Here is a 24,643-nt window from a genome sequence, read left to right as displayed (position 1 = left end):
TCAGTCGCGTAGGCGGGCGTTGAGCCGTGCGGCCTGCCGGGTGAGGTGGTCGCGTTCGGGGAGACTGGGCGCCGAACGGGCGGCTTCGGCGTAGAGACGGGCCGCCGTGTCCGGGTCGCCGTCGCGTTCGTGCAGGTACGCCGCAACGGCGGAGTGGCGAGGCAGGGCCGGGTCGAGCTCGGCCAGGGCGGCCAGACCGGCCCGCGGGCCGTCGGCCTCGCCGACGGCGACGGCCCGGTTGAGACGGGCCACCGGACTGCCGGTGAGGCGCACGAGCTCGTCGTACCACTCGACGATCTGCACCCAGTCGGTCTCCTCGGCCGCCTGGGCGTCGGCGTGGAGCGCGGCGATGGCGGCCTGGGCCTGGAACTCGCCCAGCCGGTCGCGGGCGAGGGCCGCCTGGAGCACGTCGACGCCCTCGACGATCAGGCGGGTGTTCCACAGGCCGCGGTCCTGCTCGGCGAGAGGCACGAGCCTCCCGTCGGGCGCGGTCCGCGCCGGACGCCGCGCGTGGTGGAGCAGCATGAGCGCGAGCAGGCCCGCGACCTCCTCATGGCCGGTCCTGGCCGCGAGCTGGCGGGTGAGCCGGATCGCCTCGTCGGCCAGGTCGACGTCGCCGGAGTAGCCCTCGTTGAAGACCAGGTAGAGCACGCGCAGCACGGTGGCGACGTCACCGTGCTGGTTGAACCGTACGCCGGAGATGGTGCGTTTGGCCCGGCTGATGCGCTGGGCCATCGTCGCCTCCGGCACGAGGTACGCCCGCGCGATCTGGCGCGTGGTCAGGCCGCCGACCGCGCGCAGCGTGAGCGCGACGGCCGAGGCCGGCGTCAGGGACGGGTGCGCGCACAGGAAGTAGAGCCGCAGCGTGTCGTCCACCGCCTCGCCCGGGACGGGCGCGGGCTCGGCCTCGACGCGTACCTCGCGGTGCCGGCGGGGGGCCGCGGCGCGGGCGGCGTCGAGGAACTTGCGCCAGCCCACGGTGACCAGCCAGCCCTTGGGGTCCTGCGGCGGGCCGTCCGGCCACACCCGTACGGCCTCGACCAGGGCGTCCTGCACGGCGTCCTCGGCCGCCGCGAAGTCGGCCCCGCGGCGGACGAGGACGCCGATCACCGCGGGGACCAGCTCCCGCAGCAACGACTCGTTCACTCGATCACCGCGGAATGCTCCGCCATGAACGGGCGCACCTCAAGCCATTCGTGAATCGGCTTCCCACCCGCGCCCGGGGCCGCGGACAACTCGCCGGCCAGTTCGAGCGCCCGCTCGCGGGTCTCGACGTCGATCACCATCCAGCCGGCGATCAGGTCCTTGGTCTCGGCGAACGGGCCGTCGGTGACCGGCGGCCGTCCCTCGCCGTCGTAGCGGACGAACGTGCCCTCCGGGAGGAGCGCCTGGCTGTCGACGAACTCGCCGGTCTCCTCCAGCCGGGCGGCGAAGTCGCGCATGTACTGGATGTGCGCCGAGACCTCCTCCGGCGTCCACTGGTCCATCGGCACGTCGTTCACCGATGCCGGCGCGCCCCGATAGTGCTTGAGCAGCAGGTACTTGGCCATCAGATTCTCCTTCTGCGCTACGGCCCAGTCTGGCCGTGTTCATACCGGGGACGGAACCAGCCGCGGGATCTCGACATCCCGCCACGACATTTCTTCGGCAGAATTTTCCGCGGCAGGGGCGCCGCCGGAGCAGTTCCTCGACAGGGCTCGGCAGGGTCGTCTCGAAGTCGATCAGCTTCGCCCAGGTCGGGGTCACCACGATCCGGACCATGCCGCGTCTCGGTGTCGATCGTCAGGGCGACCATCGGGTTCTCGCGCAACGCCTGGAGCTACGGGGCGTTCTTCGGCGTGCGCACGACGCCGCCGCGTACGCGCGGCTCGTCGTACCCGGGACGGAGCCGGCACCACGTTCTCGACACAGTTCTGGAGGTCGCCGATGCCGTGATGGCGCGGGACGTACGGTCAAACGGTGATGAGTTCTACGTCGACCGGACCGGCGGGTGCGGGCTCGGCCGGCGGGGTGAACAGGGCGCCCAGCTTGGCCACCGTCTCCGGGATGATCCGGTAGTAGACCCAGGTGCCGCGGCGCTCGCCGTCGATGAGCCCGGCGGTCCGCAGCACCTTCAGGTGATGGGAGATGGTGGGGGCGGTCAGGTCGAAGGTGTCGGTCAGGTCGCACACGCACGCCTCGCCGCCCGCGTGGGAGCCGATCATCGACAGCAGGCGCAGCCGTACGGGGTCGGCCACGGCCTTGAGCAGGGTGGCGAGCTCGGCGGCGGCCTCTTCGGTGAGCGGTTCGCGGGCGATCGGCGCGCAGCACTGACCTGTCATGACGACCTCCTACTGATTAGAAGCTTGTCTAAATCATAGGTCCCTTCAGCCGCAGCAGCCGCAGCAGCTCGCGGCGCCGACGGGGGTGAGCGGGAGCGGGGTCGCCAGCAGGCCGCCGCCGACGCCCGTGGCCAGGCCGACCCGCCGCTCCTGGGCCTCGGCCAGGTTGGAGGAGCAAACGCCCGTTTCGGGCAGTTCGAGCTGTACGTCGCGCGCCGCCTCCCAGTCCCCGGCCAGCGCGGCCACCACCGAGCGAACCTGCTCGTAGCCGGTGGCCATGAGGAAGGTCGGGGCGCGGCCGTAACTCTTGACGCCGACCGCGTAGTAGCCGGGCTCGGGGTGGGACAGCTCGTCCACGCCATGGGCCGGGACGGTCCCGCAGGAGTGCCGGTTCGGATCGATCAGCGGGGCCAGGGCGCGGGTGGAGCCGAGCGCCGGGTCCAGGTCGAGGCGCAGTTCGGCGGCGATGGAGTGGTCGGGGCGGTAGCCGGTGGCGGACACGATCCGGTCCACGGTGACGGTCTGCTCATGGCCGGACGGGTCGCGGCTGATCACCTCGACGCCGCTCGCGGTGGTGTTCAGCCGGTGGGCGAAGAAGCCGGTCAGCACGCGGATGCGGCCGGCGTTCACGTGGGCGCGCAGCCGGGTGCCGAGCGCGCCACGGGCGGGGAGGGCGTCGGCGTCGCCGCCGCCGTAGGCGCGGGTGGCGCTGCCGGCGCGGATCGCCCAGGTGATCGGCGTGTTCTCCAGCTCGGCCAGTGCGAGCAACGTGGTCGCGGCGGAGTGGCCGGCGCCGATGACCAGTACGTGCCTGCCCTCGTAGCGGTCGCGGTCGGCGCCGAGCACGTCGGGCAGCGCGTGGTCCACGGGCGCCTCGCCCTCGCCGTGGGCGGGCAGACCGGCGGCGCCGAGCACGTTCGGGCTGGTGTACGTGCCGGAGGCGTCGATGATCGCGCGTGCGTGCAGTTCCTCGCCGGTGTCGAGCCGGACGACGAAGGGGGCGGTGTCGCGGCCGAGGGTGCGTACGCGGTCGTGGCCGAGGCGGCTGATCGCGGTGACCTTCGCGCCGAGCCGTACGTCGTCGCCGAACAACCTGGCCAGCGGGGTCAGGTAGTCGTCGATGAGCTCACTGCCGGTGGGCAGCCAGTCGGGGTCCGGAGCCGTCCAGCCTGCCGCCTCCAGCAGCCGGCGGGCGGCGGCGTCGATGTCGTACCGGTACGGGCTGAACACCCGTACGTGCCCCCACCGCGCCACCGAGGCGCCGACCCGCTCACCGGCCTCCAGAACGGTGAAGCCGACACCCCGCTCGACCAGATGGGCGGCGGCGGCCAGCCCGACCGGCCCGGCGCCGATCACGACGACGGGCAACGCGTCGATCTGCTCGCGGCCGGCGGACTGCTCGACGTCGATCGCGGGGGTACCACAACAACTGTCACTCATGACGACTCTCCAGACGACCTGGGGGTGATGGGTGCGGCACCCCGCTGAATAGAAATTCATCTAAACAGCTCCGAGTCTGAGCCACGGCTTGGAAGGTTGTCAAATTAGACACTCATCTAAGTCGCCGTGGGGACGTCCTTGAGGTTGTGGGGCGTCGGGGTCAGTCGTCCAGTTCCTCCAACGAGACCGTCTCGTCCGCGGGTGGGGGCTGGATGTCCACCTTCATTCCCCAGTCCGACGCCTTCGTGGACGGTGGTGCGCACGCCGTCGTACATCCCGGCGGGCCGCCTGCTCGTGGTGGTGGCCAGCACCGCTCTGAGCGTGGCGGGGTCGCTGAGGCTAACGATCCGCACCCCATGGCCCGGTACGAGCCGGCGCTGGATGGCGCTAGCCGGATCCGTCACGGCATCGGCCCGTACGGCCGGTCCCGCGGTCACCGTGGACGCGGTCACCAGGAGAACCAGCATGGTCATTCGTCCCCTCATGAGTCCTGGATCTTCGCAGCGGCAGCTATCACCACGATCACGACTCGTGCCGCTCGCGCCGTTCAGCAGAGTTCGCGGTACGGGGCGTCCGGGACGTAGCGTGACCAGTCGGTTCGGGAGGGGTGGCCGCCTACGCGGGTGCACAGCAGGGCGGCGGCGCGGGGGCCGTCGGTGACGTACGTGAACAGGACGCCGTCGCCGGTCAGCACGTACAGGGTGCGGCCGTCGGGGGAGAAGGACAGGGCGAGCACGGGGCCCGCGGTCCCGGGGAACGGGAGGTCGGCGACCTGGCCGGTGGAGGTGTCGCGTACGCGTACGCGCTGGTCCCTGTCGACGGTGGCGAGGGTGCTGCCGTCCGGGGAGGCGGCGGCGGCGTCGATGCCGGCCTCGCTGACCAGCGGCGGCTCGATGAGGCGGCCCGTACGCAGATCGGCGAGGTACAACGCGTTGACGCCCGTGAGCGCGTAGCGGGGGTCGGGCGCGAGGCCGCTCAGCGACCCGCCGATGGCATCGGTGGTGATCCGCCGGACCGCGCGCCCGGAGGCGACGTCGATGAGCACGAGCCCGTCGTTGTCGCGTACCACCACTTCCCGGCCGCCGGGGAGGAAGGCGAAACTTCCATAGGTCGCGCTCACCGTGTGGGCCGGCCGCCAGGAGGGCGTGGCGGTCCAGAGCTGGGTGGCCCGTTCCTCCTCGCAGGTGCCGGCCGCGCGGTAGGTCGTGGCGGCGGCGAGCGTCCTGCCGTCGGGGCCGAACGTGAGGTCGCCGACCCGCCACAGATCGCCCGTCCGGCGGGGCCGGCTACGGGGGAGGCGGGCCAGTTCGCGGCCGGTGGCGACGTCGCTGATCCGTACGGCTCCGTCCGGGGTGACCGCTGCGAGGGTGGAGCCGTCCGGGCTGAGGGTCACCGCGTGCTTGGGGTCGTTCGGGTCGGAGCACGGCGAGGTCGCCTCCGTGCCCTGGAAGACCAGGGTGGGCCCGACCTGGCCGCGGGTACGCAGGTCCCACACCCGTACGACGCCCGCCCCGGCCGTGGCGGCCCGTCCCGCCCCGGCCGCCAGCGCCGCCTGCACGGCCTGCCCGCCCAGCCGGTCGGGCGCGGTCCAGGCGGTGACGTCGGCGAACCGTACGCCGCCCGGCCGTACCGTGTAGGCCAGGCCGCGGCCGTCGCCGGTGAACGCCAGTTCCTCCACCAGGGACGGCAGGTCCGGTACGACAGTCGCCGACCGGCGGGCGCGTACGTCCCAGAGCCGTAAGCCCTGGCTGCTCGCGGTCACCAGCCACCGCCCGCCGGGGTCAGTGGCGAAGCTCTCCACGTGCTCTCCGGCCGCGGCATGGTCGGCGCGTTCGGCGCCGGTGCCCGTGTCCCAGAAGCGGAGCTCGACGGCGTGGGTGATCAGGGTCCTGCCGTCCGGGGTGAAGCGCAGCGCGCGGATCTGGTCGTCGGAGGGCGGGACGGTGAACGCGCGTGCCGTACGTCCCGACGCGAGGTCCACCAGCTCCACCCGGCGGTCCGCGCCGGCCAGCGCGAGGGTGGAACCGTCGGGGCTCAGGGCCACCGCCGTGACCGTCTTCCTGGTCAGCGTGCTCACGACGGTGCCGCTGCGCAGGTCGAGCACCGAGACCGGCCTGCCGGAGTCGTACGTGAAGACCGCCGCCCTGCCGCCCCGGGCGGAGAAGACCGCTCCGTTGCCGACCAGGGGCAGTTTGTGCAGCAGGCGGCCGTCGCGCACGCCGAACAGGCGGGCCGTGTACTGGTAGGCGTCGATGGCGAGCAGGAGGGAGGCGTCCGGGCTGAGGAAGCTGTTCGCGCAACAATCGGGCGAGGCGATCGTGCCCAGCGTCCGGCGCGTGGCCGGGTCGCGGACCGTCACGCCGTCGCTGTCCCAGGTCAGGACGTGCCCCCGGGCCGACACGGCGACGTACCTGCCGTCGATGCCCGTACTGACGTCGGCCTGGCCGAGCGAGGCCAGCAGCCCGAGCCGCGCCTCGGGCACGGGGGACAGGCGCCAGGCGGCGAGGCTGAGCTGCATCGCGGTGGTGGGCGTGTCCAGCCGCAGCGCGGGCACCCGCGCGGCGAGCCCGCGGGCGATCGCCTCGTCCCGCTGCCCGGTGACGGTACGTCGCTGCGTCTCGGCCAGCGTGCCCAGGACCGCCGCCACCGCGAGCAGCGCGGCGAGCAGGGAGAGCAGCAGAGCCCGGCGCCGCCTGCGACGGCCCGCCAGCGTGGCCGAGGCGGCGAGGAAACGCCGTTCGACCGGGTTGAGCCGCAGGTGCCGCCGGGTCTGGCCGGCCCAGCGGTGGTCACGTTCGAGCGCGGAGCCCTGGTGCAGGTCGGCGTCCTTGTGCCCGTTCGCCGCCCATGCCCGGGCCGCGTCGCGCAGGCGTTCGTGATCGGCCAGGCCGGGACGTTCGTCGGCCAGCCAGCCGCGCAGCCGGTGCCAGGCGACGGGCAGGGCGGGCGAGGCGATGCGCACGCCGTTCGCGTCGCCGGTCAGCATCCCCGCCCGGCGCAGGGCCTCGACGGCGACGGGCGCGGCCGGGTCGTCGCCCAGTTCGTCCAGGGCGGCGGATCTGAGCTGGTCGCCGGGGCCGACCAGGCGTACCAGGAGGCCGGGGACGGCGGCCTGCGCGGGCTCGGGCAGCGCCGCGAACGCCTGCTCGGCGCACTCGCCGAGCGGCGGCCGTACGGCACCGTTCCGGGCGGCGACGACGCCCGCCGCCCGGCTGCCGGCCTCCATGAGGTTCCCGTGGGCGGCCCGGTGTTCCAGCAGGCCGAGCAGGAGGTCGCGGGCCGCCGGACGTTCTTCCGGCCGCTCGGCCAGCCCCGCGTCCACGAGTACGCGGAGCGGCTCCGGCAGCGGGACGGTGTGCGCCTGCGCCCGGTACGGCGGACGGCCCGACGCGGCGTACAACATGACGGCCGCCCAGCCGTAGACGTCGGCCGCCCGGCCCGCTTGGGCGCCGCGCAGCACCTCGGGGGCCATGTAGAGCGGGGTGCCGACGGCGCCGCCCGGGGTGATCGAGCCGGTGAGCAGCCGGGCGATGCCGAAGTCGATGACGCGGGGCCCGTCGGGTCCCAGCAGCACGTTGTCCGGTTTGAGATCGCGGTGCACCACGCCCGCGCGGTGGACCGCCACCAGGGCCGTGGCCACCCCCACCGCCAGCCGGTGCAGCTCGTCGCCGTGGAAGGGGCCGTGCTCCTGGACGGCCGCGCGCAGGCTCGCCCCCGACACGAACTCGCTGACGATGTACGGCCGCTCGGCCTCCAGGTCGAAGTCGAGGATCCTGGCGGTGCAGAAGGGGGCGATCCTCGACAACGCCCGCACTTCGCCGTCGGGCGGGCGGAGGGAGGCCGACCCGGCGTGCAGCACCTTGACCGCCACCCGGTCACCGGCCGGCCCGTACGCCTCGTAGACGACCCCCTGGCCACCCGCGCCGAGACGGCCCGCGAGGGTGTACACGCCGATGCGCTGGGGGTCACCGTCGAGGAGCGGGCTCCAAGCCACGACCCATTGTGTGCGCGAGCCCGTCACGAACGTCAATGCCCGGCGGGCCGGGCGGGGTCAGCGTTCGCCGCTCCTGTCGGCTTGCCCGAGTTCTATGAGCCTCTGCAGGTCCCGGCGGAACGCCGAGCCGTCGAGACCGGGATGACCTGTCCGCTTGTCATCCATGACCTGCTGGGCGTGATCGAAGCAGAACGCGTATCCGCGCATGATCGTGTAGGCCTCACCGGCTTGCTTCTGCCCCAGGCAGACATAGCAATAGAGGGTCATGTCCCGACGGTAGCCAATCATGATGATCTGCGGACTCCTGAGTTTCCACGAGAATGGCTGCCGACGATCGGAACAGGAGGGCCGGATGGGGATCTTCTACGACTACTACCGGGCGGCGGACAGGCAGGCCGCCGCGGAGAAACCGGAGTTTCCTCGTGCCGTCGAGAAGCCAGTGCGCGGCGGGCCGGCATTCGACGCGGTGGACGCCAAGGGGATCGATCCCGAAGTGATTCTCGGCCGGCTCATCTCCCTGGCCAGGGAGATTCCCTTCAGTATCGACCTGGTGCAGACGAGCACTGTTCATCCACCGCCCGAGGGCGCCCCGGCGACGATGGAGGAATGGGAAGCCCTTCCTGACAACTCGCCCTACAAGGACGGGCCGGGCATCGAAGAGCTCTCTCCCGACGTACGCGACACTCTCGCCGACATTCCCGACGACAGGGTGGACGAACTCGTCGAGCAATGGGAGCACATCGAGGAGTTCGCGAACATACCGCCGGGCGACGGATACCTCCTGGAGACCCTCACCGGGCTACGAGACCTCGCCCGCCGGGCCCAGAAGGAAAACGAATCGCTCTATTGCTGGATCGCTCTCTGAGGCCGCTCCAAGTGTCAACGACCCTCATCCGCTACAACGAAGCCACCAGGTGAGTCAGAGCGGGGCGCAGGCGGCGGCGTTCTTTCGTGATGTCGTGTCCCGTCGCAGGCTGTGGACGGTTCAGGACGGGGATGGTTGCCCGGCTCCGCCGACTGCGAGTGGCTGCCCGACCTCGAGAGGGACGGCCTTCTGGTCGGGATCAACTGGTCCGGCAGGCGAGCGGTGGGCTGGGATCTTGAGGTGGAGCACGTACTCGCCCGGCTCGAAGCCGCCCGGCGGATCAGGTCCGGAGATGCCGGGTGAGGGTGTTCCAGGCTCGTACGGCCGCGATGGAGACGATCAGCAGGACGGCGCTTCCGGCGATGTCCAGGACGTAGTGGTTGCCCGTGGTGAGGACCACGGCCGCCATTCCCAGCGGGAAGATCCAGGCCAGCCACGCCAGACGCGGATGGGACGGCCGCAGCCCGCACCACACGGCGTACGCGCACCACAACGACCAGCCCATGTGCATGCTGGGCATCGCCGAGTACAGGTTCTGGCCGCTTCCGCTCGGGCGGCTGGTCAGGAGGTCGTGCCGGGCGACGATGTCCACGATGCCGGGCAGGGCGAACCGCGGGGGAGACATGGGCAGCGCCCAGAAGACGGGCAACACCAGCACGCTCATCGCGACGAGGGTACGGCGGACCTTGACGTAGACGTCGGCACGCCTGAGGTAGGTCCACACCAGGACGCCGATGATCGCGACGTAGTACAGGCGGTAGTAGAAGACGGCCGGAAGGATCAGGGACGGATGCGCGGTCAGCCACTGGTTCGCCGTCAGTTCGACGTTCAGGTGGAGGGCGCGTTCCAAGGACTGGAGGGCACGGGCGTGGGCGGTGGCGGCCACCACGTCCTTCCCGGCCGCGGCGTGCAGCCGGGAGAAGAGCAGGATCACGAGGGCCAGGACGGCCGCTTCGACGAGCGGCGCGGGACGCCCGCCCGTGCTCCGGACGAGAACGGCCGACCGGGCGCGTGTGATCAGGCGCGATAATCGGCTGTCGGCCACCTCGTGCGGGCTCACGCGGGTCACCCTAAGTCATCCCGCTCCGGCGTGGATCAAGCGCCGAGCGGTCCGGGCGACGACGGCCAAGCCCGGCGCGGGACGGCCGGGTCGGCCGGGTCGCCGCGTGCTTGGCCGATTGCATACCGTCGTCCGCGTTGAGGGCCGCGGAGGCCGAGGAAGGCTCATCGCATGTCTTCTTCTCAGGTCGGCCTGCGGGCATGGGCACGGTCGGTGGCCGCGGTCGTCCTGATCACCGGTGTCTACTTCGTCGCGCCGCTGCCGGCGGCGAGGACGCCGGGCGGGTCGCCCGAACTGCGTACGATCGGCTTCGTGGCCGGCGTGATCGTGCTGACCTGGCTGGTGAGCCGGCAGGTCGGGCGCGCGCTGCGACGCGAACGCCTCCTGGCGGAGCAACTGGCGATGTTGCTGACCGTCGTCACCCTCGTGGTCGCCTTCTTCGCGGCGCTGTACTTCCTGATGGCCAACCAGTTCCACGGCCTGCGCACCCGGCTGGACGCGCTGTACTTCTCCGTCGTCACGCTGGGCACGATCGGCTACGGCGACGTCGTCCCCGTGGGGCAGGGGGCGAAGGCGGTGGTCATCGTGCAGGTGATGTTCGATCTGGTCATCGTGACGTCGGCGCTCACGCTCATCGTGGGCGGGTGGCGCTCACGCGAGTGATCGCGAGGCATCGGCGGGCAGTGCTTCCCGCATGTCGTGCCGGCGGGCCGCCCGATCGTCTTCCTGTTGAGGCGTCGATCTGACGCCCACTCGCGTAGAACGGCATACGAGGAGGCCGACGTGAAGTACGTACTGATGTTCGTCGAGACCGAGGAGTTCGCCCGGCAGCTGGCGGAGATGGGCGAGCTGGAACGGCAGGAGGCGTACGAGGCGGTGGGACGCTGGTTCGCCGAGCACGCGGACCGGATCACCCATCACGCGCACCTGGCCCCGGCGCACACCGCGACCACGGTTCGGCTGGACCCGGGGGAGCCGGTGGTCACCGACGGGCCGTTCGTGGAGGGCAAGGAGGTGGTCAGCGGGTTCGCCGAGGTCGAGGTGGCCGATCTGGACGAGGCGCTGAAGATGGCCCGTTCGTGGCCGGCCTGCCCGATCGTGGAGATCCGTCCCCTCTCGTGAACGGGCCGGGGCACGAGGAGGTGCTGGCCAGGGTGGTCCGCGAGCACGCGGGCCGCCTGGCCGCGTCGCTGGTGTCGCTCCTCGGCGACTTCTCCGCCGCCGAGGACCTGGTGCAGGACGCCGTCGAGACCGCGCTGCGCCGCTGGCCGGAGGAGGGCGTGCCGGACCGGCCGGACGCCTGGTTGTTCACCGTGGCCCGGCGGCGCGGCCTGGACGTGTTGCGGCGCGAGTCGAACTACCGGGCCAAGCTGGCCGCGCTCACCTGGCCGGAGCCGGCCGTGCCGGACGACCGGCTGCGGCTGGTCTTCATCTGCTGCCATCCCGCGTTGTCGCGTCCGGCGCAGATCGCGCTCACGCTACGAGTGGTGTGCGGGCTCAGTACGGCGCAGATCGCGGCGGCGTTCGTCGTGCCGGAGGCGACGGTGGCGCAGCGGATCACCCGCGCCAAGCGGAAGATCGGCGAGGCCGGGATCCCCTACCGGGTCCCGTCGGGGGAGGAACTGCCGGAGCGGCTGGGGGAGGTGCTGGCCGTGGTGTATCTGCTGTTCAACGAGGGTTACCTGTCCAGCACCGCGGAACGGGCCCACGCGCGCGACCTGGTCGAGGAGGCCGAATGGCTGGCCGCGCTGCTGGTGAACCTGATGCCGAAGGAGCCCGAGGCGGCCGGGCTGCTGGCGCTGATCCGGCTGCACCGGGCGCGCGGCGCGGCCCGATTCGACCCCGGCGGACGGCTGGTGTTGCTGGCCGACCAGGACCGCGACCTGTGGGACCGGCAGGCGATCGAGGAGGCGAGCACGCTGCTGACGCGGGCCGCCCGCGCCCACCACCGGCCGGGCCCGTACCAGGTACAGGCGGCGATCGTGGCCTGCCACGCCGAGGCGCGGACCTTCGCCGACACCGACTGGGCGCAGATCCTGGTTCTGTACGACCTGCTGCTGTTCCTGGCGCCCTCGCCGGTGACCCGGCTGCACCGGGCGGTCGCCGTCCGCTACGGCCAGGGGCCGGACGTGGCGCTCGCCGAACTGGAGGAGCTGGGCCAGGCGCTGCGGCGGTACGCCCTGTTCCACGCCACCCGGGCCGAGCTGCTGCGGGACCTGGGCCGCCGCGACGAGGCCCGCCGGGCCGACGAACAGGCACTGGACCTGACCGCCAACCCCGCCCAGCAACGACTGCTGGAACACCGCCTCCGCTGGGACTGACCCGCGACGCCTCCACAGCCGAACCGGACGACCCGACCTCCCTCAGTCGAACCAGACGACCAGTCGCACGCCGTCAGCCCCGAACCGCCGCGCCAGCTCCGCCATCACCCCGAGGACCGGCCCCCACCCGGTTTCCGGCCCCAGCACGTCGAGCCGCGTCGGAGCGGCGTCCGCGGGCCCTGTCCCGGGACGTACCGTCATGTCCAGGTCGCGAAGCTCCGCCCAGGAGATCCACGTGCACCCGTGCACGGCGGCGTCGAGTCGCGCGGCGTGCTCATAGTCGGTGCGTACCGGTTCCGACACGTCGGGCGGCAGGCCGCGGCCGGGCGCGACGGGGACCCAGCCGAGCCGGTCGCGAACGCCGAAGAGGCAGGCGAACGACTCGTAGTCCTGCTCGTCGTAGAGCGGGTAGAGGGGGATGGACACGGCGGTCCACGGGTCGCCCTCGTACCAGTCCTCATGGGCCAGCGGGTGACGGGCCTCGATGTAGCCGTAGATCTCGGTCCCCATGCGGAGAGGGTAGACGGCCCGCGACGCTCGCGGTCACGGGAGAGGGCGCTCCGCGTGGAGGTGGAGGTCGCGGAGGAGGCAGACCTCCGACAGGTGGTGGATCAGCTCGCGGTGGATGTGCAGGACCAGGTCGGCCATGGAGGCCTCCGGATAGGGCTCCTTGTCGCCGACGCGCGCGCCGAGCCCGGCCTCGCCGAGAGCGCTTACGCCGGCCAGCCACCGTTCGACCTGGCCGTCGGGCTGGTCGAGCGCGCCGGCCGCGCGTCCGGCGTACTCCCAGGTGTCGTACGAGGCCGCCGGCGCCCCGAAGTGGGCGGCGTTGCGGGCGGCGAGCACGCCGACGATGACGTGGCCGAGCCGCCAGGCGATCGTGGTGAAGGGCGCGGGAACCGGCTGGGGGAAGGCGAAGTCGATCGTGAAGTCCCCCGAACCGGCCTGTACGGGCGCCGCAGAGGTCCCGCGCGGCCGTACGCTCCAGGCGTCCGGGACAGGTGACCAGAAGTACTCCTCGTCGGTCAGGCCGTCGAGCCGGGCCCGGACCTGGTGCTTCCAGTGGACCTCCCATTGCTCGCGCAGCGTACGGTTCCAGCCGGATGTGTCTGCGTCCATGGGGAACACTGTGACGCAACCGGCGGACAGAGACGGTCCGCTTTCTGGCAGGGTGGGCGGGTGAGCGGTACGGAGCGGGGCACGGCCGAGCGGGTGCTGACCCTGCTCGGCCTGTTACGGCAGCGCCAGGTCTGGAGCGGCCCCGAGCTCGCCGAACGCCTCCGCGTCACCTCCCGTACGGTCCGCCGTGACGTGGAACGGCTGCGCGCCCTCGGCTACCAGGTGCACGCCGGCCAGGGCGTCGGCGGCGGCTACCGGCTCGAACCCGGTCAGGACCTGCCGCCGCTGCTGCTGGACGACGAGGAGGCGATCGCCACCGCGGTCTCGCTGCTCGCCGGGGCGGACGGCGCGGTCGTGGGCGCCGGCGACGCGGCGGTGCGGGCGCTGGCCAAGCTCGACCGGGTGTTGCCCGCCCGGCTGCGGCACGAGGTGCGGGCGTTGTCGGGCGCGGTGGAGTCGTTCGGCGGCGGGCGTACGCCGGTCGATCCCGACGTGCTCATGACGCTGGCCAGGGCCTGCCGGGACGAGGTCGAGGCCGGCTTCGACTACCCGTCGGCGGACGGGGTACGGCGGCGGCGGGTCGAGCCGTACCGGCTGGTCGCCTCCGAACGGCGCTGGTACCTGCTCGCCTACGACCTCGACCGCGACGGCTGGCGCAGCTTCCGCGTCGACCGGATGACCGAGGTGTCCGCCCGGACCTGGCGGTTCCGGCCGCGCCCAGCGCCCGACGCGGCGGCGTACGTGCAGGAGAGCGTGGCCAGCCGGGTCTACCCGCACCAGGCGCGTTTCCTCGTACACGCCCCGGCTGCCACGGTACGCGCGCAGATCCCGGGGACGGCGGCCGTCGTACGGGAGCGGGGGCGCGAGGCGTGCGAGGTGGTCAGCGGCGCGGGCAGCCTCGACTTCGTGCTCCTGCACGTGCTCCTGCTGGGGCACGACTTCGAGGTGCTCGACCCTCCGGAGCTGGCGGGACGCTGCCAGGAGCTGGCGCGCAGGCTGCTGTCGGCCGGCGCGGCTAGGCCGTCGGGGTGACCGGGGCGGTGTCGAGGGTGAAGGTCTCGACGATGTCGGTGCAGGTGCCGTGCTCGCCCATCACGCACAGCGCGAGCGTCGAGTAGGCGGCGGTGAAGGACGAAGGCGCGGAGAGGATGGCCTGGTCGAGCCGGTCGTCCGGACGCTGGAGCCGGGTGAGCGTGATGTGCGGGCGGAACAGGTCGCCGATCTCGTCGTAGCCGTAGAGGTCGAGGTTGGCGCGGGCGACCGGGGGCGCGGTGAGCCGGTGCTCGGCCAGGACACGACCGACCGGGTCGCGGTGGCGCAGGCCCTCGCGTAACGGGTTGAGGGCGGCGACGATCTCCTCCTGGAGCTGGGTGATCGCGTCGGTCTTGCGGTAGAACAGCTCGACCATGCCGTGCTCGTTGGCGGCGAACGAGTCGCCTTCGAGGAGCATCCCGGGGGTGCGCCGGCTGAGGTCGTGCAGCAGCGCGACGGCTTCTTTGAGCTGGGCCGGGGTGAAGTTGGCCATGTAGAGCGAGATGTGCGGGTAGAGGCCGTCCTCCCGCAGGACGAACTCGGCCGGCGCGGCGTCCGCGCACTGCCGGCTCAGGTGTACGGCCCGCGCGTTGACGTCGTGCGGCGGCAGCAGGACCACGTCGTACACCGGGAGATCGCCCATGGAAGCCGAGTGTAGGGCCACGCGGGTCCGCCGCGCGCGGGCGACCTGCCGCCGCAACGCCAGGCGTACGGCCGGGAACATGAACGCGGCCAGCGGCGCCAGCAGGAACACCGCTCCGGCCGCGCGCTGGTCGGCGAGCGGGTCGGGCACCCCGGGCGGGGCGGCCAGCGAGAACCACTCCGCCGCGACCGCCGGCCCCACCAGCAGGTACGTCCCCAGAGCCAGGTACGCGGCGGCGGCCACCGCCAGCAGCCGGACCCGCGCGGCCCACGGGAACGGCCTGGGCAGCGGATCGACGTCCAGCACCGCCCAGGCCACCAGCAGGCCGAGTCCGGTGCACAGGGCCACGGTGACCAGGTGGGGCGCGTAACCGGCGAGCGACCAGGGCAGCCACGCGGTGCCGTACAGCAGCAGGAGCAGGACCGGGACGGCGGCCGTCAAAAAGCCGGGACGGGTGAGGCGCCGCCCGAAGGCACGCGCGCCGAGCGGGCCGTACTGGGAGGCGGGGCCCGTGGCCTGGGCCGCCAGGGTGAGCGGGGCTCCGGCGCACAGCAGGAGCGGTACGACGACGGCGAGGACGACGTGCTGCGCGGCCTGGGCCGACACCATCGCCCGCGCGTAGCCGCCCACCCCGCCGAACAGTGCGACGGCGGCCAACGCCAGCCCGGCGTGCCAGGAGATCGTACGCGGCACCGGCCAGCCGGGCACCCGGCGCACGCCGGCCAGGTAACCGGCGGCGGGCAGCGCCAGCAGCAGCAGGACGAACGGGTCGAGGCGCACCTCGGTCAGGAGGGCGCCGGGGGAGAAGGGCGCGAGGGCGTATTCCAGGACGGGATGGTCATGAGCGCCCTCCGCGCCGGGCGGCGGCGGAGTGCGCGAGAGGCCGACGGCCAGCGCCGTCGCCGCCACCATCAGGGTCACCTCGCCCGCGGCCAGGCGTACGAACGTGCGCCGCACCCCCCGGTCCGCGACCCCCTCGACGGTACGGCGGCGATGGCTCCAGCCGAACCAGGCGAGCGCCGCCAGGGCGGCGACCTTGGCCAGCAGGAGCAGGCCGTACCGGCTGAGCCACAGGTCGGAGAGGGTGGCGAGGCGTACCCAGGCGCTGACCAGGCCGGAGAAGGCGACCGCGGCGAAACAGCACAGCGCGATCGTGCTGAACCGGGGCAGGACCACCCGCAGGTCGCCAGAGCGCCGGAAATGCACCAGGACCGCCGCCAGGCCGCCCACCCACACCGACACCCCGAGCAGGTGGGCCATCAGCGCGGACACGGCGATGTCGTGGTCGGCCGCCGAGGCGGCATGGCCCACGTAGGCGGGCGGCAGCAGCCCGAACGCCGCCAGGGCCAGCGGGACCCAGCCGGGCATCCCGCGTACCAGCGTGGCCACCGCCACCCCGAACGTCGTGACCAGCACCACCAGGAGCGCCTGCGTCTGCGGGAGAGACGTGCCGAAGTCGAGCATGCCGGGCTCGGCGAGCAGGTTCCACACCGGCATCGGGATGAAACTGGACAGGGTGAGCACGTAGCCGGCCAGGGCGGCGACCGCCCAGCCCAGCGCCCACCAGCCCGCCGCCCGCAGGCAGCGCGCCGACTCCGGCGAGCCGGCCGGGGCGAGCACGGACCCCGACAGCAACGTCCCCACGCACGCCACCGCGCACAGATCGAGGGCGAAGCGCGCCAGCGGCAGCCCCCAGTCGGTCACCGGACCGGCGGTGGGCAGCCCGAAGACCTCCACCGTGCCGATGCCGCCGCCGAAGCGCAGCACCGCGACCAGCACCAGGACGCCCACGCCGACCGCGAACACGGCGTACGTCCGTGCGGAAGCTCTCATAGCACCGCCACGTCGCCCGAGGCCAGAAACCCGGCCGCGCCGTCAGGGACGGGCGCGGCCCCCACATGGTCGCACAGCCCTCCAGCCCCGGACCATGCCCGACCCGAACCCCACCACCCCACATTCCGGGCTACGCACCCCTACACCCCCAGGTTCAGCCGGGCCCGGCGGCGGGCTCGGTCAGCGGGCGTGGGGGTCGTCGTGCAGGCTCAGGAGGGTGAGGGCCTGTTCGCGCATCTCGACCTTGCGGATCTTGCCCGTGACCGTCATCGGGAAGCCGTTCACCAGGTGGACGTAGCGGGGGACCTTGTAGTGGGCCAGGCGGCCCGCGCAGAAGCGCTTGATCGCCTCGGCGGTGAGCGGCTCGGTGTCCGGGCGCATCACGATCCAGGCCATCAGCTCCTCGCCGTACTTCTCGTCCGGTACGCCGATCACCTGGACGTCGGCGATGTCGGGATGCGAGTAGAGATACTCCTCGACCTCGCGCGGATAGACGTTCTCGCCGCCGCGGATGACCATGTCCTTGATCCGGCCCACGATGTTGACGTAGCCCTCGGCGTCCATGGTGGCCAGGTCGCCGGTGTGCATCCAGCGGGCCGCGTCGATCGACTCGGCCGTCTTGTCCGGCTCGTTCCAGTAGCCGAGCATCACCGAGTAGCCGCGGGTGCACAGCTCACCGGGCTCGCCCCGGGGCACCGCGAGCCCGGTCTCCGGGTGCACGATCTTCACCTCCAGGTGCGGCATCACCTGGCCGACCGTCTCGGTACGCCGTACCAGCCCGTCGTCGCGGCGGGTCATCGTGGACACCGGGGAGGTCTCGGTCATGCCGTAGCAGATCGCCACCTCGCTCATGTGCATCTCGCCGATCACCCGCTTCATCACCTCGACCGGGCACGGCGAGCCCGCCATGATGCCGGTGCGCAGCGACGACAGGTCGAACTCGGCGAAGCGCGGGTGGCCCAGCTCGGCGATGAACATGGTCGGCACGCCGTACAGGGAGGTGCAGCGCTCGCTCTCCACGGCCCGCAGCGTGGCCTCGGCGTCGAAGCCGGGCGCGGGCAGCACCACGCACGCGCCGTGCGAGGTCGCGCCCAGGTTGCCCATGACCATGCCGAAGCAGTGGTAGAGCGGCACCGGCAGGCAGACGCGGTCGAGCTCGGTGTAGCCGACGCCCTCGCCGACGAAGTAGCCGTTGTTGAGGATGTTGTGGTGCGACAGCGTCGCGCCCTTGGGGAAGCCGGTCGTGCCCGAGGTGTACTGGATGTTGATCGGGTCGTCGAAGGACAGCGTGGCCGCCCGTACGCGCAGCGCGGCCGGGTCGGCGCGGCGGCCGGTCTCGACCAGTTCGTCCCAGCCCGGCTCGCCGATGAACACCACTTGCGTGAACCCGATCTCGGCGAGCATCGCGCGGTAGTCGCTCGTCTTGTGCTCGACGGCGCTGACCAGCAGCCGCATGCCCGACTGGCGGACCACGTAGTCCAGCTCGTGGGCGCGGTAGGCGGGGTTGATGTTGACCAGGATCGCCCCGATCTTGGCGGTGGCGTACTGCGTCAGCACCCATTCGGCGCAGTTGGGGGCCCAGATGCCGACCCGGTCGCCCTTGGCGACGCCCCTGGCCAGCAGGCCGAGCGCCAGCTCGTTCACCGCGGTGTCGAACTCCGCGTACGTCCAGCGCCGCCCGCTCGCCACCTCGACCAGCGCCTCGCGGTCGGCGTACCGGGCCGCGGCGCGTTCCAGGTTCTCCCCGATCGTCTCGCCCAGCAGGGGGAGCGTGGAGACGCCGGACGCGTAGGAGAGCAGTGAGTCACCCATGCCCGAAGCATCCGCCAGGGCGGTACCGGACGCTACCCCCGTTCAGGGGTAGCCCGGGGGCGTCGGCCGCGTGACATGCTGGGGACATGGCGGTGACACATCTTCCGTCGAGTGCCCTGGCCCCGCAGGCCGCCGTGCTCCTGCGGGCCGCTCTGACCCGGATGCGGCAGGTGGTCGGGCTGCCCGTCCTGTTCGGCGGCACGGTCTCCGTCCCGGGCGGCGCCGTGCGCCTCACCGAGCTGACGGGCGTCCGTACGGACGTGCTGCGCGGGCTGGCCATCCACACCCGCAACGGCCTGGGCGGCCGGGTGCTGCTCACCGCCCGGCCGGGCAGCGTCGAGGACTACGTCACCGACTCCCGGATCAGCCACGAATACGACAGACCGGTGGTGGTGGAGGGCCTGCGCGCGATCGCGGCCGTCCCCGTCGTGGTGGGGGAGACGGTCTACGGCCTGCTCTACGGCGGCGTCCGCGAGCCGCTTCCGCTGGGCACCCGCGTCCTCGACGGCATGGGCCTGATCGCCGCCCGGCTCGGCGTCGAGCTGGCCGTACGCGCGGAGGTGGAACGGCGGGTGGCCGCGCTGGAGACGGCCGCGATCACCCGCGCGGCCCGCGAGAGGCCCGCGGGACCCGAATGGGAGCACCTGCGCGAGGCGCACGCCGAACTGCGCTCGATCGCCCAGGAGATCGCCGACCCGGCCCTGCGCGAGCGCCTCCAGGACGTCTGCGACCGGCTGACCGCGCCGCAGGGCCCGCCGGGCCCGCCCAACCCGCTCTCGCCCCGGGAGCTCGACGTGTTGTCCCTGGTCGCGGTCGGTTGCGGCAACGCCGAGGTCGGCCGGCGGCTCGACCTGAAGCCGGAGACGGTCAAGAGCTACCTGCGCAGCGCGATGCGCAAGCTCGGCACGCACACCCGGATGGAGAGCGTGGTCTCGGCCAGGCGCGCCGGCTACCTCCCCTGACATGGCGCGGGTTTACCAACAACGGACGATGACCATCACGCGCCATCGACCGCCTCCGGGTACGCCAGCCCCATGACCGCCTGGACGAACGACGAACTCGACCGCATCGCCGACGCCGACGAACTCCAGATCGCGTCCCTGCGCGGCGACGGCGACCTGCGCCGCGCGGTGACTATCTGGGTCGTCCGCCTCGGCGACGACCTGTACGTCCGGGCCGTGAACGGCCGCGACGGCACCTGGTTCCGCGGCGCCCAGGAACGCGGCCGGGGCCGGGTGCAGGCCGGCGGCGTCGACAAGGGCGTCACGTTCGCCGACGCGGACCCGGAGCTGAACGACCGGATCGACGCCGAGTACCGAGCCAAGTACCGCCACTACGCCGAGAGCATCGTGGACACGGTCGTCAGCCAGAAGGCCCGCGCCGCGACGATCAGGCTCGTACCCCGCTCCTGACCGGTACGGCAACGAGAGGTCCGAAGGCCGCCAGCGTCCGGCCGCCGGCAGCGGCGACAGTGGGAGGCATGAACACCACTGTGGAGCGGCACGTCCGTATTGAACCCAACATCCTCTATTTCGGCACCCCCGTCGTCCTGATCTCCACCGTGAACGAGGACGGCACCCCCAACCTCGCCCCCATGTCGTCGGCCTTCTGGCTGGGCTGGCGCGGCATGCTGGGTCTCGGGGCCAAGGCCAAGACGTCCCAGAACCTGTTGCGGACCGGCGAAGCCGTGCTCAACCTGCCGTCCGATGCCCTTGCGCCGCAGGTGGACCGGCTCGCGCTCACCACCGGGAGCGACCCGGTGTCCGAGCGGAAGTGGCAGCGCGGGTACCGGTTCGTGCCGGACAAGTTCGGCCGGGCCGGGCTGACCCCCGTCGCCTCGGAGACGGTGGCCCCGCCCCGGGTGGCCGAGTGCCCGGTCGGCATGGAGGTCGTGGTGGAGAAGACGCACCCGATCGACGAGGGCGGGGTGCTCGCGTTCGAGGTGCGGGTGCAGCGGGTCTGGGTGCACGAGGAGATCCGCCTGAAGGGCACCGACGACCACATCGACCCCGACGCCTGGCGCCCGCTCATCATGAGCTTCCAGAAGCTGTACGGGCTGGGCCCCCAGGTGCACCCGTCCACGCTGGCGAGCATCCCGGAGCACCACTACCGCAGCGCCGACCTCGAACGGGCGCGTACCGTCTAGGCGCTCTCCAGCAGCGGCAGCCAGGTGCGCCCGGCGCACAGCTCCCTGATCCGCTCGTGCGGCAGCCACTCCGCGCCGGTGCTCTCCGACCCCGCCGGCGGCGCGGTGGCGACGCCGGGCGTCGCCAGCCGGGCGCGGAACATCACCATGTACGTCAGCGGCGCGTAGCGGTAGCCGGCCGGGGCCGGGGCCAGGAGCTCGATGCGCTGCCACGCGAACACCGACAGGGCCGACGGCTCCAGGAGAAGGCCGGTCTCCTCCTGAAGCTCCCGGACCACGGCCTCCGTGGCGCTCTCACCGGCCTCCAGATGGCCGCCCGGCACGTCCCAGCCGCGCCCCACCCGGTCGACCCACGTGAGCAGGGTCCTGCCGGTGTCGTCGGAGACGAACGCGAACGCGGAGGTCGTCCGGTCGGCGGGTGGGAGGGCCGAGGAGAGGATCACGTCGAGGCGGTGCTCGACGGGGATCCACGGCACGGCATGGGAGGCGACGACATGTGTCATGCCTCCATTTCACACGCCCTTGCGCATGGCCCGGTTGCCCAGGTACAGCCCGATCGCGGCGACCAGGCAGGCCGCCGCGGTGCCGTACAGGACGGAGGGGGTCGTGAGGTCGCCGGAGAACAGGGCGCGCTGGGCCTCGACGATGTAGGTGACCGGGTTCGCCGTGCCGAGGACGCGCAGCCACCCCGGCGCGCTGTCCAGGGGGAGCAGCACCCCCGACAGCAGGAGCAGGGGGAACAGGATCGACTGGCTGACGACGTAGAACAGCGTGCCGCTGGGCGCCGACCTGATGGCGAGGACGAACGAGAACGCCCCCAGCCCCACCCCGAACACGGTGAGCTGGACCAGCCCCGCCAGGACGCCCGCCGGATGCAGCTCGAACCCCAGCGGGACGGCCAGCACGATGATCAGCACGGCCTGGGCCAGCAGGACGACCATCGCCTTCATGGCCCGTCCCACCAGCATCGCCGTCCGGTTCAGCGGCGTGACCAGCATGCGTTCCATCGAGCCGCCGATCAGTTCCACCAGCAGCGTGTAGCCGGCCGACATCGGCCCGGTCAGGCACATCATGACCAGGATGCCCGGCACGAACCACTGCCACGACGAGCCCACCGCGCCGTCCAGCAGCGAGCCGAACAGGAACAGGAACAGCAGCGGCTGGCCCATCTCGAACAGCAGCGCGACCGGCTCGCGCAGGACCGGCCGGAACTCGCGGGTGAAGACGGTGGCGGTGTCACGCAGGAAGGTCGTCATCGGTGAGGCTTCTCCCGGTGAGAGTGAGGAACACGTCGTCGAGGGTCGGGCGGGCGGTCTCGGCGGCGGCCACCTTGATCCCGGCGGCCTCCAGCGCCCGCAGGCATTCGGGGAGCGCGGCGGGCGCGATCTGCACCCGTACGCGGACGGTGACGCCCTCGGCGACGCCGCCGGTCAGGTCGGCGGCCCTGGCCGCGTCCTGGCCGGTGTGGGCGGTGAGCGTGATCGAGTCGCCGGCCAGGTCGTTCTTGAGCTGCTCGGCCGTGCCGTCGGCGATGATCGAGCCGTTGTCGATGATCACCACCCGTTCGGCCATGTTGTCGGCCTCCTCCAGGTAGTGGGTGGTCAGGAAGAGCGTGGTGCCGTACGCCTCGCGCAGGCGCAGGATGTGCCGCCAGATGTCGGCGCGGCTCTTCGGGTCGAGGCCGGTCGAGGGTTCGTCGAGGAAGAGCAGGTCGGGGCGGTGGATGAGGCCGAGCGCGATGTCCAGGCGGCGGCGCTGGCCGCCGGAGAGCGTGCCCGGCCTGCGGGTGGCCAGGTCTTCGAGGTCGAGCAGGCGCATCAGCTCACCGGCGCGCGCGACGGCGTCGGAGACGGTCAGGCCGTAGCAGCGGCCCTGGGTGACCAGTTCGTCGCGGACGCGGAAGCTCTCGCCCGCGCTGTTCTTCTGGCCGACGTAGCCGATGCGGGAGCGTACGCCCGCCGGGTCGCGCGTCACGTCGTGGCCGGCGACGACGGCGGTGCCCGAGGTGGGCGGGAGCAGGGTCGTGAGCAGGCGCAGGGTGGTGGACTTGCCGGCGCCGTTCGGGCCGAGGAAGGCGACGAGCCGGCCGGGTTCGACGTCGAGGTCGATGCCGCGTACGGCTTCGACGGTCTCCTTCTTCATCGTGAACACTCGGGTGAGCCCCCGGGTGTGGATCATGGGTGGTCGCCTCCGAACCTGGGCATGGCAAAGAAGCCCCTGGTCAGGGGCCCTTTTGGGAGTCGGTTCAGTCTGGGCCGGGCGGGATCGGTTTGGCAAACGCGAATGTGACGTTCATATAAGGCGCTGACCTGCGGAAACGACGTCGTCGACGGGGGTCGCCCGAGGCGAATTTCCGGCCTGCGACATGCGCTTTCGCGATTTTTCTTGACGAGAGGCGATAATTCTGGGCTTGCGGCGCGTACGGCGGCTCCGCGATGATCTCCGGCGTGAAACGTCTGTGGTTAATTGCGGTAATTGCAACGGTCGGAATGACCGGGGTCGCGCAGGCGGCCGATGGTGTTCCCGGGGTCGACGTCAGTAACTGGACGGGCGACGTCGATTGGGAAAGCGTGGCCTCCGGGGGCGCGAAGTTCGCGTTCGTCCAGGCCAGCGAGGGCAACAACTACCGCAATCCACGCTTCGACGCACAGTTCGGCGGCGCCGCCGAGGCGGGTCTCCTGCGGGGCGCTTATCACTTTGCGCAACCGCATGAATCCGATGGGACAGCGCAGGCCGAGTATTTCCTGCAGAACGGCGGGAACTGGACCAGCGACGGTCAAACTCTGCCCGGCGTGCTCGATATCGAGGACAACCCGTACAAGGACAAGAACGGCAAGAACAACTGTTACGACCTGTCCGCCGAGGACATGGTCACCTGGATCAAGGACTTCACGAAGAAGTACCGGCAGCGGACCGGGCGGGACGCGATCATCTACACCACCACGAGCTGGTGGCAGACGTGCACGGGCAACTCGGCGGCGTTCAAGGCCAGCCCGCTCTGGATCGCCCGCTGGGGGACCGACCCGGGCGAGCTGCCGAAGGGCTGGAAGAGGTACACGTTCTGGCAGTCGGCCGAGAAGGGCTCGCTGGCAGGCGGCCAGAACTCCTTCAACGGCTCGGAGTCCCAGCTCAAGTCGCTGGCCAACCCGCCCGCCAGCGTGTCGGTCTCCGGCCTGACCAAGGGCAGGAAGGTCTACCGGGTCACCGTCACGAACACCGGGCCGCACCCCGTCGAGGACATCGTGGTCTCCGGGCGCACGTTCGGCGGCCAGAACGTGGTCAAGGCGCCCGGCTGCAAGTTCAGCGGCACGGCGGTGCGCTGCGTGATCGACAAGCTGGAACGCGGCCAGAAGGCCACCTTCACCCTCACCACCAAGCCGAGGTCCAAGGGCCGGGTGGGGATGGTCATCGAGGTCGGAACGGTCACGCTTAACCTCAAAGCCTGATAAATCGCGATAGGTAGGATAAATCCCGGGATCTCGGCATAAAGGAGAAACGGGTGGCGCGGCGGCTGCTGGTTCTGGCGGTGAACTCGCCGGCCGTCCTGCTGGCACTCCTGCTGGTCGTCCTCCTGACCGCCACGGCGTCCATGCCGCTGTCCACCTTCGTGCCGGACCGGATCGTCCGCCTCTCGTACGAGATCGAGCGGTACGACATCACGTACTCGTGGGGCGGGGGCCACGGCGCCCGGCCCGGCCCCACGAAGGGCACCTGTCAGGGCTACAGCGGCCGGATCAAGCCCTGCCCGGCCGCGCGGACCCGCGGCCTCGACTGCTCCGGCCTGGCCCGATGGGTGTACGCCCTGGCCCACGGCACGGACGTGCTCGGGCCCGGGAACACCGACGACCACGTGCGCAGGATGCGGCCCGTCGCGACGGGCCGCCCTGGCGACTTAGTCTTCTTCGGAAGAATCACGAAAAATAAGATCAAGACGCACCATGTGGGCATCTATCTGGGTCGTGGCAAGATGATGAACGCACCTGAGACGGGGGCCTCGGTGCGTATTGACGATATCGGTCGAAGATCAGACTTTGCGGGCTTCTACCGGTACTGAAAA

At 71.8% G+C, this 24,643-nt stretch carries 25 protein-coding genes; 10 read left to right on the top strand and 15 right to left on the bottom strand.

Annotation, left to right across the window (positions count from 1 at the left end; translation table 11 throughout):
- From DMB42_RS38385 to DMB42_RS38350, 7 genes are all read right to left on the bottom strand, one after another.
- Complete coding sequence (locus tag DMB42_RS38385; RefSeq protein WP_125643527.1) at window positions 1–1,146, bottom strand: RNA polymerase sigma factor; 1,146 nt, start codon at window positions 1,144–1,146, stop codon at window positions 1–3.
- Complete coding sequence (locus DMB42_RS38380) at window positions 1,143–1,550, bottom strand: YciI family protein (RefSeq protein WP_125643525.1); 408 nt, start codon at window positions 1,548–1,550, stop codon at window positions 1,143–1,145. The genes DMB42_RS38385 and DMB42_RS38380 overlap by 4 nt, the downstream gene beginning before the upstream one ends.
- Before the next feature lie 402 nt (window positions 1,551–1,952).
- Complete coding sequence (locus tag DMB42_RS38370) at window positions 1,953–2,321, bottom strand: metalloregulator ArsR/SmtB family transcription factor (protein WP_125643523.1); 369 nt, start codon at window positions 2,319–2,321, stop codon at window positions 1,953–1,955.
- Between the two features lie 45 nt (window positions 2,322–2,366).
- On the bottom strand, window positions 2,367–3,761 hold the full coding sequence (locus DMB42_RS38365; RefSeq protein WP_125643521.1) for an FAD-dependent oxidoreductase: 1,395 nt from the start codon (window positions 3,759–3,761) through the stop codon (window positions 2,367–2,369).
- 116 nt (window positions 3,762–3,877) lie between these two features.
- Window positions 3,878–4,234, bottom strand: coding sequence for a hypothetical protein (locus DMB42_RS53680; protein WP_125643520.1), 357 nt, complete (start codon window positions 4,232–4,234; stop codon window positions 3,878–3,880).
- 74 nt (window positions 4,235–4,308) lie between these two features.
- Complete coding sequence (locus DMB42_RS38355; protein ID WP_185845080.1) at window positions 4,309–7,755, bottom strand: protein kinase domain-containing protein; 3,447 nt, start codon at window positions 7,753–7,755, stop codon at window positions 4,309–4,311.
- 57 nt (window positions 7,756–7,812) lie between these two features.
- Window positions 7,813–8,022 carry a hypothetical protein gene (locus DMB42_RS38350; RefSeq protein WP_125643516.1) on the bottom strand — a complete coding sequence of 70 codons (210 nt, stop codon included), beginning with the start codon at window positions 8,020–8,022 and terminating at the stop codon, window positions 7,813–7,815.
- An 85-nt stretch (window positions 8,023–8,107) separates the two neighbouring features.
- On the opposite strand from DMB42_RS38350, the gene DMB42_RS38345 reads away from it, so the two are divergent.
- Window positions 8,108–8,620 carry a hypothetical protein gene (locus DMB42_RS38345; protein ID WP_125643514.1) on the top strand — a complete coding sequence of 171 codons (513 nt, stop codon included), beginning with the start codon at window positions 8,108–8,110 and terminating at the stop codon, window positions 8,618–8,620.
- Window positions 8,621–8,900: 280 nt separating this feature from the next.
- Here the strand turns inward: DMB42_RS38345 and DMB42_RS38335 are convergent, their stop codons facing one another.
- Window positions 8,901–9,680 carry a phosphatase PAP2 family protein gene (locus DMB42_RS38335; protein ID WP_221762530.1) on the bottom strand — a complete coding sequence of 260 codons (780 nt, stop codon included), beginning with the start codon at window positions 9,678–9,680 and terminating at the stop codon, window positions 8,901–8,903.
- Window positions 9,681–9,851: 171 nt separating this feature from the next.
- Between DMB42_RS38335 and DMB42_RS38330 the strand changes: the two genes are divergently transcribed.
- The 3 genes from DMB42_RS38330 (at window position 9,852) to DMB42_RS38320 (ending at window position 12,001) form a co-directional block, all read left to right on the top strand.
- Window positions 9,852–10,343 (top strand): potassium channel family protein, encoded by a 492-nt coding sequence (locus DMB42_RS38330; protein ID WP_125643512.1) that lies wholly within the window; start codon window positions 9,852–9,854, stop codon window positions 10,341–10,343.
- Window positions 10,344–10,463: 120 nt separating this feature from the next.
- On the top strand, window positions 10,464–10,802 hold the full coding sequence (locus DMB42_RS38325) for a YciI family protein (RefSeq protein WP_185845079.1): 339 nt from the start codon (window positions 10,464–10,466) through the stop codon (window positions 10,800–10,802).
- Window positions 10,799–12,001 carry an RNA polymerase sigma factor gene (locus tag DMB42_RS38320; protein ID WP_125643510.1) on the top strand — a complete coding sequence of 401 codons (1,203 nt, stop codon included), beginning with the start codon at window positions 10,799–10,801 and terminating at the stop codon, window positions 11,999–12,001. Before DMB42_RS38325 ends, DMB42_RS38320 begins: the two co-directional genes overlap by 4 nt.
- 42 nt (window positions 12,002–12,043) lie before the next feature.
- On the opposite strand, the gene DMB42_RS38315 is transcribed toward DMB42_RS38320, so the two are convergent.
- Entirely contained in the window at window positions 12,044–12,511 is a 468-nt protein-coding gene (locus tag DMB42_RS38315) for a hypothetical protein (RefSeq protein WP_125643508.1), read from the bottom strand.
- 33 nt (window positions 12,512–12,544) lie between these two features.
- Complete coding sequence (locus DMB42_RS38310; protein ID WP_125643506.1) at window positions 12,545–13,120, bottom strand: DinB family protein; 576 nt, start codon at window positions 13,118–13,120, stop codon at window positions 12,545–12,547.
- Window positions 13,121–13,180: 60 nt separating this feature from the next.
- On the opposite strand from DMB42_RS38310, the gene DMB42_RS38305 reads away from it, so the two are divergent.
- Window positions 13,181–14,152 (top strand): YafY family protein, encoded by a 972-nt coding sequence (locus tag DMB42_RS38305; protein WP_125643504.1) that lies wholly within the window; start codon window positions 13,181–13,183, stop codon window positions 14,150–14,152.
- Here DMB42_RS38305 and DMB42_RS38300 read toward each other — a convergent pair.
- Both DMB42_RS38300 and DMB42_RS38295 read right to left on the bottom strand, forming a co-directional pair.
- A complete protein-coding gene (locus DMB42_RS38300) occupies window positions 14,136–16,628 on the bottom strand; it encodes a cytochrome c oxidase assembly protein (protein ID WP_125643502.1) in 2,493 nt (830 codons plus the stop codon). The two genes, DMB42_RS38305 and DMB42_RS38300, sit on opposite strands and share 17 nt — an antisense overlap.
- A 180-nt stretch (window positions 16,629–16,808) precedes the next feature.
- Window positions 16,809–18,440 carry an AMP-binding protein gene (locus DMB42_RS38295; RefSeq protein ID WP_125643500.1) on the bottom strand — a complete coding sequence of 544 codons (1,632 nt, stop codon included), beginning with the start codon at window positions 18,438–18,440 and terminating at the stop codon, window positions 16,809–16,811.
- Window positions 18,441–18,526: 86 nt separating this feature from the next.
- Between DMB42_RS38295 and DMB42_RS38290 the strand changes: the two genes are divergently transcribed.
- The 3 genes from DMB42_RS38290 to DMB42_RS38280 all read left to right on the top strand — a co-directional run bounded on the left by DMB42_RS38290 (window position 18,527) and on the right by DMB42_RS38280 (window position 20,586).
- Window positions 18,527–19,402 (top strand): helix-turn-helix domain-containing protein, encoded by an 876-nt coding sequence (locus tag DMB42_RS38290; protein ID WP_125643498.1) that lies wholly within the window; start codon window positions 18,527–18,529, stop codon window positions 19,400–19,402.
- 72 nt (window positions 19,403–19,474) lie between these two features.
- Complete coding sequence (locus tag DMB42_RS38285) at window positions 19,475–19,852, top strand: DUF2255 family protein (RefSeq protein WP_125643496.1); 378 nt, start codon at window positions 19,475–19,477, stop codon at window positions 19,850–19,852.
- Window positions 19,853–19,920: 68 nt separating this feature from the next.
- Window positions 19,921–20,586 (top strand): flavin reductase family protein, encoded by a 666-nt coding sequence (locus DMB42_RS38280; protein WP_125643495.1) that lies wholly within the window; start codon window positions 19,921–19,923, stop codon window positions 20,584–20,586.
- Here the strand turns inward: DMB42_RS38280 and DMB42_RS38275 are convergent.
- The 3 genes from DMB42_RS38275 to DMB42_RS38265 are packed head-to-tail and all read right to left on the bottom strand — an operon-like array spanning window position 20,583 to window position 22,764.
- The gene (locus DMB42_RS38275) at window positions 20,583–21,089 is read right to left on the bottom strand and encodes an NUDIX hydrolase (RefSeq protein ID WP_125643493.1); all 507 of its coding nucleotides are present in this window, start codon (window positions 21,087–21,089) and stop codon (window positions 20,583–20,585) included. The two genes, DMB42_RS38280 and DMB42_RS38275, sit on opposite strands and share 4 nt — an antisense overlap.
- A gap of 9 nt (window positions 21,090–21,098) precedes the next feature.
- Window positions 21,099–21,842, bottom strand: a complete 744-nt coding sequence (locus DMB42_RS38270; RefSeq protein ID WP_125643491.1) for an ABC transporter permease — start codon at window positions 21,840–21,842, stop codon at window positions 21,099–21,101.
- Entirely contained in the window at window positions 21,823–22,764 is a 942-nt protein-coding gene (locus tag DMB42_RS38265; protein WP_125643489.1) for an ATP-binding cassette domain-containing protein, read from the bottom strand. Before DMB42_RS38265 ends, DMB42_RS38270 begins: the two co-directional genes overlap by 20 nt.
- Window positions 22,765–23,033: 269 nt before the next feature.
- Here DMB42_RS38265 and DMB42_RS38260 point away from each other — a divergent pair, with 269 nt between their 5' ends.
- Entirely contained in the window at window positions 23,034–24,032 is a 999-nt protein-coding gene (locus DMB42_RS38260; RefSeq protein WP_185845078.1) for a GH25 family lysozyme, read from the top strand.
- A 53-nt stretch (window positions 24,033–24,085) separates the two neighbouring features.
- Window positions 24,086–24,640, top strand: coding sequence for a C40 family peptidase (locus tag DMB42_RS38255; protein ID WP_125643485.1), 555 nt, complete (start codon window positions 24,086–24,088; stop codon window positions 24,638–24,640).
- Window positions 24,641–24,643: the final 3 nt, after the last annotated feature.

The sequence above is a fragment of the Nonomuraea sp. WAC 01424 genome (genome assembly GCF_003947315.1).
Taxonomy (GTDB): domain Bacteria; phylum Actinomycetota; class Actinomycetes; order Streptosporangiales; family Streptosporangiaceae; genus Nonomuraea; species Nonomuraea spiralis.
The sequence above is the reverse complement of the archived record's forward strand: the minus strand, read 5'-3'. Positions and strand labels throughout refer to the sequence as shown.

What these genes read in the sequence shown, in the direction of transcription:
- DMB42_RS38380 (WP_125643525.1), bottom strand. Translation starts at nt 1,550, where the DNA reads ATGGCCAAGTACCTGCTGCTCAAGCACTATCGGGGCGCGCCGGCATCG.
- DMB42_RS38370 (WP_125643523.1), bottom strand. Translation starts at nt 2,321, where the DNA reads ATGACAGGTCAGTGCTGCGCGCCGATCGCCCGCGAACCGCTCACCGAA.
- DMB42_RS38365 (WP_125643521.1), bottom strand. Translation starts at nt 3,761, where the DNA reads ATGAGTGACAGTTGTTGTGGTACCCCCGCGATCGACGTCGAGCAGTCC.
- DMB42_RS53680 (WP_125643520.1), bottom strand. Translation starts at nt 4,234, where the DNA reads ATGACCATGCTGGTTCTCCTGGTGACCGCGTCCACGGTGACCGCGGGA.
- DMB42_RS38350 (WP_125643516.1), bottom strand. Translation starts at nt 8,022, where the DNA reads ATGACCCTCTATTGCTATGTCTGCCTGGGGCAGAAGCAAGCCGGTGAG.
- DMB42_RS38345 (WP_125643514.1), top strand. Translation starts at nt 8,108, where the DNA reads ATGGGGATCTTCTACGACTACTACCGGGCGGCGGACAGGCAGGCCGCC.
- DMB42_RS38330 (WP_125643512.1), top strand. Translation starts at nt 9,852, where the DNA reads ATGTCTTCTTCTCAGGTCGGCCTGCGGGCATGGGCACGGTCGGTGGCC.
- DMB42_RS38315 (WP_125643508.1), bottom strand. Translation starts at nt 12,511, where the DNA reads ATGGGGACCGAGATCTACGGCTACATCGAGGCCCGTCACCCGCTGGCC.
- DMB42_RS38310 (WP_125643506.1), bottom strand. Translation starts at nt 13,120, where the DNA reads ATGGACGCAGACACATCCGGCTGGAACCGTACGCTGCGCGAGCAATGG.
- DMB42_RS38300 (WP_125643502.1), bottom strand. Translation starts at nt 16,628, where the DNA reads ATGAGAGCTTCCGCACGGACGTACGCCGTGTTCGCGGTCGGCGTGGGC.
- DMB42_RS38295 (WP_125643500.1), bottom strand. Translation starts at nt 18,440, where the DNA reads ATGGGTGACTCACTGCTCTCCTACGCGTCCGGCGTCTCCACGCTCCCC.
- DMB42_RS38290 (WP_125643498.1), top strand. Translation starts at nt 18,527, where the DNA reads ATGGCGGTGACACATCTTCCGTCGAGTGCCCTGGCCCCGCAGGCCGCC.
- DMB42_RS38285 (WP_125643496.1), top strand. Translation starts at nt 19,475, where the DNA reads ATGACCGCCTGGACGAACGACGAACTCGACCGCATCGCCGACGCCGAC.
- DMB42_RS38280 (WP_125643495.1), top strand. Translation starts at nt 19,921, where the DNA reads ATGAACACCACTGTGGAGCGGCACGTCCGTATTGAACCCAACATCCTC.
- DMB42_RS38275 (WP_125643493.1), bottom strand. Translation starts at nt 21,089, where the DNA reads ATGACACATGTCGTCGCCTCCCATGCCGTGCCGTGGATCCCCGTCGAG.
- DMB42_RS38270 (WP_125643491.1), bottom strand. Translation starts at nt 21,842, where the DNA reads ATGACGACCTTCCTGCGTGACACCGCCACCGTCTTCACCCGCGAGTTC.
- DMB42_RS38265 (WP_125643489.1), bottom strand. Translation starts at nt 22,764, where the DNA reads ATGATCCACACCCGGGGGCTCACCCGAGTGTTCACGATGAAGAAGGAG.